This window comes from Bacteroidales bacterium, from assembly GCA_021157585.1.
GTDB lineage: Bacteria > Bacteroidota > Bacteroidia > Bacteroidales > UBA12170 > UBA12170.
Map to the genome: position 1 here is coordinate 1 of JAGGWH010000172.1, position 10,281 is coordinate 10,281.

Consider the following 10,281-nt stretch of genomic DNA (forward strand, 5'->3'; position numbering starts at 1 on the left):
AATTAAAATATTTTGAAGGCTTTTCAAAATCGATAGAAAAGAAATTATCAAACGAACGCTTTGTAAATAACGCACCGAAAAAAGTAGTAGAATTAGAGCGCAAAAAACTCTCTGATGCCGCGCAAAAGATGATGTTAATCCAAGCTCAGATTAAAAATTTGCAATAAATTAACTAATCGCCTGTCTTTTCTTCCAATAAAAAATTTCTAAAAGCGAAATAAATACTGTTCTATATACTGATTAACTGAAGCTTATGGCAACCTGCCAATCAAAAGATTGTTATTAAAAATTCTTAAAATCAATAGCCTCTAGCCAAAAAAATATTGCTATATTGCCCATCCATTTTTGGGATGGGAAAGGGAAAATTTAAAATAAATTTAAATATAGAAAATCCATTTATTATGAAAAGAATGCTACAAAAAATAGCCATCGCATTTATGCTACTGCTATTTAGCGGTAGCCTTTTTGCTCAAGGCTACGTAAAAGGTGTCATAACAGACGCCTCAACTAATGAAACTTTGATCGGAGCGACGATCATTCTGAAAGGAACAACCATTGGTACTTCAACCGATTTTGATGGTAACTTTACTTTAGAAGTTGCCGCAGGACAACAGACCATAGACATTCAATATGTCGGTTATGCTTCTCAAGAAATTGCAGTTTCAATTAGTGAAGGACAAACAACAGATTTAGGAACTATTGCTTTAGAAAGTAATCAGATTGGTTTAAACGAAATTAATGTCTTTGCTTCTATTGCCGTTGATCGTAAAACTCCTGTTGCTATATCTTCTATTGATCCTATTCAGATTGAAGAAAAACTTGGATCTCAGGAATTTCCTGAAATTTTAAAGTCAACTCCCGGAGTTTATGCTACTAAGCAAGGTGGTGGTTTTGGCGACTCTCGTATCAACCTTCGTGGTTTTAATTCTCCAAATGTTGCCGTAATGATTAACGGTGTTCCCGTTAACGATATGGAATGGGGCGGAGTTTACTGGTCAAATTGGGCCGGATTATCCGATGTTACTCGCACTATGCAAGTTCAGCGTGGACTTGGTGCTTCAAAAGTGGCTGTACCTTCTGTTGGTGGATCAATCAATATTGTTACAAAAACTACCGATATTGAAAAAGGCGGAAGTATATACACATCTATTGGTAACGATGGCTACTTAAAAAACTCTTTTACTGTTTCAACAGGTAAAATGGATAATGGCTGGGCGATTACTTTATTAGGTGCTCGTACAACCGGCAATGGTTATGTTTTAGGAACGGAATTTGAAGGCTATTCATATTTCTTTAATGTTTCAAAATCTATTAACAGTAAACATCAAATTTCATTTACAGGTTTTGGAGCTCCACAATGGCACTACCAACGTTCTACTTATGATTCTAAAACTATCGCCGAATGGCAAACCTATAAAGAAGGATACCGTTTCAATGCTACTTATGGTTTTGGTGTTGATGGAGAACGTATAAGTTCTGCCAAAAACTATTATCACAAACCTCAATTTTCGCTTAATCACTTTTGGAATATTAGCCAAAAATCAAGTTTATCTACAGCCTTTTATGGTTCTTACGGATCAGGTGGTGGTGCTTCTCCTCAAGGGAATAATCGCTCTGTTTTATATGGTTCAAGTAATTACCGTACAATAAACGGATATCTTGATTATGCACGTGTTCAAGAAGAAAATGCTGCCGATCCAAACGGTTCTCAAGCTATTATCGGTAGTTCAAACAACGATCACCTTTGGTATGGTGCTATCTCAACATTTACAACTAAACTTAAAGAAAACATAGATTTTTATGGTGGAGTTGATGCTCGCTATTATGTTGGTTATCACAACCGTTCTATTACGGACTTATTGGGAGGTGCTTTTTATATCGACCCTTATCGTGCCAATGTAGGTTATAAAGCTGATGACTTTGGATACGTAAACGAAAAATTAATGGTTGGCGATCAAATCTCAAGAGATTATAACGGATATGTACTTTATGGTGGTGTTTTTGGACAAGCAGAATACAATAAAGACAAATTAGCTGTTTTTGTTTCCGGTTCTGTTTCTACAACAACCTATTGGAGAAAAGACAATATGTATGCTGCACCCGGACAAGAGACATCTGATAAAATCAGCTTTCCCGGCTTTGTAACTAAAGGCGGTGCAAACTACAACATTAGTGGCGCACATAATGTATTTGCAAACGTAGGCTACTTCTCAAGAGCACCTTATTTTTCTAGTGTATTCTTAGCAAAAGATGTAAGTAATGCTATCAATAATGATGCTGTAAACGAAAATGTTTTTTCTACAGAATTAGGGTATGGTTACCGTACAAGATTGGCAAAAGTTAACTTAAACGTTTACCGTACTTACTGGCAAAACAAATCTTTAAGCGGAACTATCGATTCTCAAGATCCAAGTCGTGGACGTTATAATGCTCAAGGTGTAAATGCTATTCACCAAGGTATTGAACTCGACTTTGTATTGTATCCAACCGATCGCTTACGCATTACAGGTATGCTATCTATTGGTGATTGGAAATGGGAAGATGACGTAGAAGCTATTGCTTTTAACGAAGATGGATTTCCTGTTGATGGAAGAGGCAACATTGTTGATTTAGCAGATGCCTATAGACTTAAATTAGACATAGGTGGTGTTCATGTTGCTGACGCAGCACAAACAACGGCTGCATTTGGAGTTAATTATGATGTATTTAAGAAAATTATTCGTGTTGGGTTAGACTATAATTACGCTGCAAATTTATATGCCGATTATGGTAACATTCAATATATCGCCGGTGAGGACACTTGGAAAGTACCTTCTTATGGTGTACTAGATTTTAATTCCAGCTTTAATTTCAAAATTGGCGGTTTAAAATCCAGATTAAGTGCTAAAGTAAATAATGTTTTAGATACGGAATATATTATGGATGCTGACAATGGATCTAGTGGAACCTGGACAGATGCACGAGTATTTTATGGCTTTGGCAGAACATATTCTGTTGCCTTAAAAATTAAATTTTAACCCAAGTAAACGGAAAAATTAATAACAATGAAAAAAATAATATACCCTATAATATCCACTTTACTTTTACTTGTAGTTTTTAGTGCTTGTAAAAAAGTAAACGACGATTTTGAAGGCCTTGACGAGATGGCCGCCCCTACCAATGTAGCTAATTTAAGCTATACTTTAACTGCCGACGATTATGCAACTATAAAAAAGGCAGCTCTTACTGTCGCAACAACTGATGAAGAAATTAATGCTGCAAATGCTATTGGAGACAATTTAGCTTTAAATTCAATTTTCGGTGCTGCTGATTATGCCCCATCAATTCTAACAGACTTGTATTATTCGTTTGATAAAAACTCGACAGTTTTATTGACCTATAATTACGACGAAGGAGAAATTCCTTATTTGGAAAATTATACCTCTGCTGATGAATATGAACTAAGTGATGCCGATTACGAAAGCTTTGGAGGTCTTGTTGCAGCTATTAAATACTTTGTTCCCTCATTTATACCGAAAGAGGGCATTCCTGATGTTTTAGATGCACAAATAGATGCACCTGTTGCTGATCAATTAGTTCTAGTTAAGTACCGTTATTCCGATACCGAACCTGCTAACAGTGGACCAAGAACAATCCAGCATTTGCTTAATGACTTTGAAGCTTATGCCAACTATGATGCTATAGATAAAGACGGATGGAAAAGTATTGAAGCTGAAGGAACTAGAGCATGGCAAGCCAGAATATATAGCGAAAATGGATATGCACAGTATAGTGCCTATAGTTCCGGCGAAGAAAATATCTCTTATTTAGTTTCACCAACAGTGGATTTAACAGGAAGTGAAGACAATACTTTCTCTTTCGATATTAATGTTGGGTATTGGACACATGTTGGACTTGCTGTACTTATTTCCGATGATTATGACGGTGTTAATTTTGATGCTGCTACTTGGACTGATATTTCTTCTAGTTTCAACATTCCAACTGAGCCAACAATAGGCTATGGTAATTTTGCAACTGCAGGAACTTTTGACTTAAGCAATTATAACGGTGAAATTACTATTGCTTTCCGTTATACAGGCAATGGTAATACAGGAGAAGTAACTACTTATCAAATTGATAACGTTCTTATAGAAGGAACTACTTACTTAGATGGAAAGAAAAATACTTCTGCCGATTATGATGTATATAATACATTTTATCAATATACAGGTCCCTATTGGAAAGAAGCAAGTGGTGTTTATGCCCTAAGTGCCTCAGATTATGATGCTATGGGTGAAGAGTACGGACAACCTGGACGTTATAATAATTTTAGTGATGATGCATTACCAGAAAATTATTTACCTACTCTTTTAGCAAACCTCTATCCCTTTGCACAAGATGGTGACAAACAAATTGTAGTTTACTATTATTACCCAACAGGTACACAAGCTGACGAATACGTATTTGAAAACGGAACATGGTATAAACCTTCCACAATTATTGAAAAATCAGAACAATTTGTATTCACTGGATCTGAATGGGTATTTGACCCAACACTCCACATCAGAATGCTTAGTGATGACTTCCAAATGGTTGTGGATTATGTAGCAGCTGACGATAACATTTCACAATATGTGAGCAGCTATGGTACTAGTGAAACATATTATGGTACAAGTGCTTATTACGTTAATTTCGATTTACGTGTAAATAAGCGCGATGGACAACCTGATTATGATGCTGCTGCTGACAAATGGGAATATATGAAAGCTCAAATGGCTGAAGGTATTAGAATCTGGCTAACTCTTAAATATCCGGATGCTGTACCGGAAATAAAAGGCGTTTCAGTTCATTATGTTGTAACAGCTCCTGTTTACGATGGTCTCTCTACTCGTGACTTTGTTACAGAGTTTGATTGTACAGCTTCAGGAAACCCTGCAACTTTTGTACTAGTCAGTGGTCCAGATCCTGCCCAATAAAAAGTACACTTTACTAATAAAAAATAGGAGCTCAAATTGGGCTCCTTTTTTTATGCCAAAATATTAAGAATAAGTTAATATTGAAAAACTTCAAGAAGTTAAATAAAATTAGACTTTTGCATTAAAATTAAATTAACAGTGAGAAATGTATTAACATCTTTTCAACAGTTAATATATGTTAAAATTATTTTATTACATTAGCCCATTAAAACTTTTAAAAAGTAATCAAAACTAAAAATTATGAGAAATTTGTTACAAAAAGTAACTCTTGTTGCAGTTCTTACTCTATTTATGGGAACAGTAATGGCACAGGGGTTTGTAAAAGGTAAAGTGGTAGATGCTGACAATAACGAAACCCTAATTGGGGCTGCTGTAATTGTAAAAGGAACAACTACCGGTGCTTCTACCGATTTATCTGGAAACTTTACTTTCGAAGTTCCTGCAGGTCAACAAACAATTGTTGTACAATATGTTGGATATTCTTCCCAAGAATTTGAAGTAAATGTACAAGAAGGTCAAACTACCAATTTAGGTACTGTTAGTCTCAACGCTAGTTCTTTCGGATTAGCCGGTTTAGAAGTTATTGCCGACCGTGCTGTAGAGAGAAAAACTCCGGTTGCGATTTCTAATGTTTCAAAAATAGAAATTGAAGAAAAATTAGGCTCTCGCGATTTACCAATGGTAATGAATAACACTCCTTCTGTTTACGCTACTGCTCAAGGTGGTGGAGCCGGTGATGCCCGTATTAATGTTCGTGGTTTTAACCAAAGAAACGTGGCTATTATGATTAACGGTGTTCCAGTTAATGATATGGAAAACGGTTGGGTTTATTGGTCTAACTGGGATGGTGTTGCAGATGCAACTTCTTCTATTCAAATGCAACGTGGTTTAAGTGCTATTAACCTCGCTACCCCTTCTGTTGGTGGTACTATGAATATTTTAACCAATCCAGCGGCAATGGATGCAGGTGTTTCAACTCGTTTTGAAACGGGTTCCGGAAGCTTCTTTAAAACTACCATCTCCGGTCACTCCGGATTAATTAACGAAAAATTTGCCGTTAGTGCAAGTGTTGTTAAAAAAACAGGTGACGGTGTTATTGATGCAACTTGGACTAATGCTTGGGCTTATTATTTAGGTGCCAGCTATAATATTAATAAAAACCATCGTTTAGAAGCTTATTTAGTTGGTGCTTCTCAACGTCACGGTCAGAACTTATACAAACAAAACATTGCAGCCTACAGTCATGAATTTGCTGAAGAACTTGGTTTAGATCAAGGTGCTTTAGATAAGTTTGCTGAGTCTAGTCAAGGAAGATATTATAACGAAAACTGGAATACTGTAAGCACAAGTTATACCGGACAGCAATCTTTTAATGGGAAAACTGTTGACCGCATGAATGACAATATGTTAAACGAAAGAGAAAACTTTTATCACAAACCACTTGCTAACTTAAACTGGTATGCACAATGGAGTGACAAAGTTTCTCAATTTACTACTTTATATTATTCTGGTGGTACCGGCGGTGGTACTGGAACTTACGGAAAAATTCAATATGATTATAGTGGTCCTTCACGTGTTGCTGACTGGGATGCAACTATTGCACATAACCTCGATCCTGAGTATACAAGACAAGGTATTATACGTAACTCCGTAAATAATCAGTGGACAATTGGTGCTATTACCAAGTTTAAAATTGATTTTTCCGAGAACTTAAAAACTCAAGTTGGTTTAGACTGGAGAACTGCTGAAATTGAGCATTATCGTGAGATCAGAGATTTATTAGGATTAGCCTCTTACGATGATTCATATACTACAAATGATTTTGGCTCTCAATTAGGCTTAGGTTTAGGAGATAAAATTGCATATAATAATACCAATACTGTTGATTGGTTAGGTGGATTTATTCAATCAGAATATACTAAAGATGCCTTATCTATTTATGGAACCTTTGGTTATTCTATGATTAAATACAATTACACTAACCATTTTAAAGCAGGTGCTGATGGAAATGAACTAACAGCTGTTACAGATTGGATTGGTGGCTACCAACTTAAAGGTGGTGCAAACTATAATGTATCTGATAATTTCAGCTTCTTCGGAAATGTTGGTATAGTTTCTAAAGTGCCAATTTTTGATGCTGTTATTGATGATGGTGATGGAACTGTTGCTGCTGATCATACCAATGAAGGTTTTACTGCCTTTGAAGTAGGAACAATAGCAAATTCTTCTGATAAAAAATTAGAAGTAAAAACCAATTTCTATTATACCACTTGGAGCGATAGAACTTTAACTAAAGGTGTTCGTATTTCTGAAGACGAAAACGGAATTGCTTTTATTAAAGGTTTAGATCAACGTCATATGGGTTTTGAACTTGAAGCTACTTACCGCCTGATGGATAAAGTTGGATTTGGAGCTATTGCTTCTATTGCACGCTGGGAATATCTTAACGATGTTTCTGCTGTAATCAAATCTTATGATGGTGGTATTACTTCTATTCCAATTAATCTTTATACTGCTGATTTAAAAGTTGGAGATGCTCCTCAAACTCAATTAGCTGCTTGGGTAAATTTATATCCTGTAAAAGGTTTACATGCACAATTAATTTTCCGTCATAATGCTGATCATTATGCTGATTTTAACCCTGCTAACCGTGATGATGCCACTGATACAAAGCAAGTATGGAAAACTCCTGCTTATTCTGTTTTAGATGCTCACATCAACTATAATCTACCATTAAAAGGTAAATTAGGAGTAACAGTATTTATTCACGCCTTCAACCTTTTGGATACATTTTATGTTCAGGATGCTGTTGATAATAGTGCTTATAATGGCTATTATGGTGACAATAACCAATTCTCTCATACTGCAAACTCTGCAGAAGTCTTTTTAGGGACTCCTAGAGTAATTAATGCTGGTGTTAAAATTACATTGTAATTTTTTAAAATTCTTTTTAAAAAAACCGCTCCATTTTGGAGCGGTTTTTTTATGTTCAAAACTATCTTACTAACCAAATAGTTTATTGATTTTCTATACCTTTACTAAAATTTAAAAATGATGAAAAAGTACATACTAATTCTCTCCTCTTTAATATTACTTATCAGTTCTTGTAATTCTCCACAACCAAATACTCAAAATAAAAAACACTATCTAATTGTACTATCCGTAGATGGATTCCGCTGGAATTATGCCGACTCTGTCAATACTCCCAATCTCGATAAAATTGCAAAAATAGGCGTGAAAGCAAAAAGCATGCAAGCTTCTTTCCCTACCAAAACATTTCCAAACCATTACGCTATTGCAACCGGACTCTATCCCAATAACAACGGTATCGTTAATAATACTTTTATAGATTTAAAAAGAAATCTAAAATATTCTATTAGAAATAGAGAAGCTGTTGGAGATGGTGAATTTTACGATGGAGAACCTATATGGAATACTGCCGAAAAACAAAACCTAAAAGCAGCAACATTTTTTTGGGTAGGCTCCGAAGCGGATATTCAAAATATGCGTCCTTCAATATGGAAACCCTACGAGCATAACTTTCCATTTGAACAACGTATTGATACGGTTATAAATTGGTTATCTCAAACGGCAGAAAAACGCCCACAATTAATTATGTGGTATATGCACGAACCCGATGGTGTTGGACATCGTTATGGACCATTTTCCAAAGAAGTAAATCAGGAAGTTGAACATTTAGACAGCCTTATAGGAAACTTTATGCAAAAACTTGATAGGCTACCAAATGCCTCAGAAGTAAATGTAATTATCCTCTCCGATCATGGAATGGGTAGAATTTATCAAAATAAACAAGTTTATTTAGATAAAGTATTAAAACCTGAATGGATCTCAAACATTGTAGGAGGTAATCCTTTTTATAATATAAAAGCCACAGAGGGTTGCATAGACTCTATTTTCTATGTATTGGAAAATACCGAAGGCGTTACTGTATACAAAACTTCTAATATCCCTGAAAGGCTTCATTACGGATCCAATCCAAGGACATTAGATATTGTAGCTGTCGCAGATAGCTCATACAGCCTTTTTAGTAATTCTGAGAGAATACACAAAGGCAACGGAACTCATGGCTACGATAATAGAAATACAGATATGGATGCTATTTTTTATGCCTATGGTCCGGCTTTTAAAGAGAACTATCAGCAGGAACGCTTCAAAAACGTATCACTATATCCCCTATTTTGTAAGATTTTAGGATTAAAAGAAGCTCCTAACGATGGAAATATTAAAGAAGTTGAAGGGATGTTAAAATAAAATTTTAATTTTTTCCATACATAACAATTTTAGGTTTTTAACATTTATCATTTGATAACTAGCTTATTAAGCTAAATTTCATTACAATATTTACTATAGTTTTACGGTTGAAAAAATCGCCTTGGTGGTAAAATTTTGACTTTAAAAAATTTTGTTACTTTTGCAGCCCGATTTTTAAAACCGGAATTATGTTAAAAAAACAATTTTTTGGAGGTAAAAAAACTTTAATGTTCGAGCAGATTTCGATTATCAGAACTAATAGAGTTAAAAAATATGTCCTTATCCCACTAAAAGTTATTCTTCTTTCGCTAATCATCTCCTTTGCATTTTCTTTTGCATTTGACAGTCCGGAAGAATATGCTCTAAAACAAGAGAACTCTCAATATCTTAAAAATATTGAATTAATACAATCCGAATTAGATAGTTTAAACAATAAACTATCTGAAATTCAGGAGAGAGACGATAATTTATATCGCTTAGTTTTAGGTGTTGAACCTATTGCTAAAGAAATTAGAACAGCCGGTATAGGAGGAAATTTAGAAGACTATAAAACTGCGCCTCTTCCTTCAGACTTAAATTTAAATAAGTACCGCAAAGAAATAAGCCAATTAAATGCTAAAATAGAAGTACAATCGGTTTCTTTTGATGAACTAACAGCTTTAGCAATCAAAAATATCGATCGTTTAGAACATCGCCCTTCTATTTATCCTATTGCTCCAAACGACTTAATTCGTTTTGCATCGGGTTTTGGCTATCGTACACATCCTATTTTTAAAATTCGTAAATTCCATAAAGGAATTGACTTAACGGCATTAAAAGGAAGCCCTATTTATTCTACAGCCAAAGGAAAAGTAATAGTTGCTGCAAATTACCACGATGGATATGGAAATAAAGTAGTGATAGACCACGGTTTTGGTTATAAAACGGTATATGCGCATTTACACAAAATTCAAGTTGAAGTTGGACAAGAAATAAACTTAGGCGATTTAATCGGTCAGGTTGGAAATACAGGAATAAGTGTCTCGCCTCACTTACATTATGAAGTTCGTTTAAA

At 35.0% G+C, this 10,281-nt stretch carries 6 protein-coding genes; all 6 read left to right on the top strand.

Annotated features, from left to right (window positions below; genetic code table 11):
- On the top strand, positions 1-167 hold a 167-nt coding region (locus tag J7K39_11960; protein MCD6180608.1), incomplete at its 5' end, for a hypothetical protein.
- Between the two features lie 234 nt (positions 168-401).
- Positions 402-3,017: a TonB-dependent receptor gene (locus J7K39_11965; GenBank protein MCD6180609.1), complete on the top strand. Its 2,616-nt coding sequence runs from the start codon at positions 402-404 to the stop codon at positions 3,015-3,017.
- Between the two features lie 27 nt (positions 3,018-3,044).
- Positions 3,045-4,955: a choice-of-anchor J domain-containing protein gene (locus tag J7K39_11970; protein ID MCD6180610.1), complete on the top strand. Its 1,911-nt coding sequence runs from the start codon at positions 3,045-3,047 to the stop codon at positions 4,953-4,955.
- Positions 4,956-5,195: 240 nt separating this feature from the next.
- Complete coding sequence (locus J7K39_11975) at positions 5,196-7,889, top strand: TonB-dependent receptor (protein ID MCD6180611.1); 2,694 nt, start codon at positions 5,196-5,198, stop codon at positions 7,887-7,889.
- A gap of 117 nt (positions 7,890-8,006) precedes the next feature.
- Positions 8,007-9,227, top strand: a complete 1,221-nt coding sequence (locus tag J7K39_11980; protein MCD6180612.1) for an alkaline phosphatase family protein — start codon at positions 8,007-8,009, stop codon at positions 9,225-9,227.
- A gap of 188 nt (positions 9,228-9,415) precedes the next feature.
- Positions 9,416-10,281: M23 family metallopeptidase (locus J7K39_11985; GenBank protein MCD6180613.1), on the top strand; the 866-nt coding region annotated here is incomplete at its 3' end.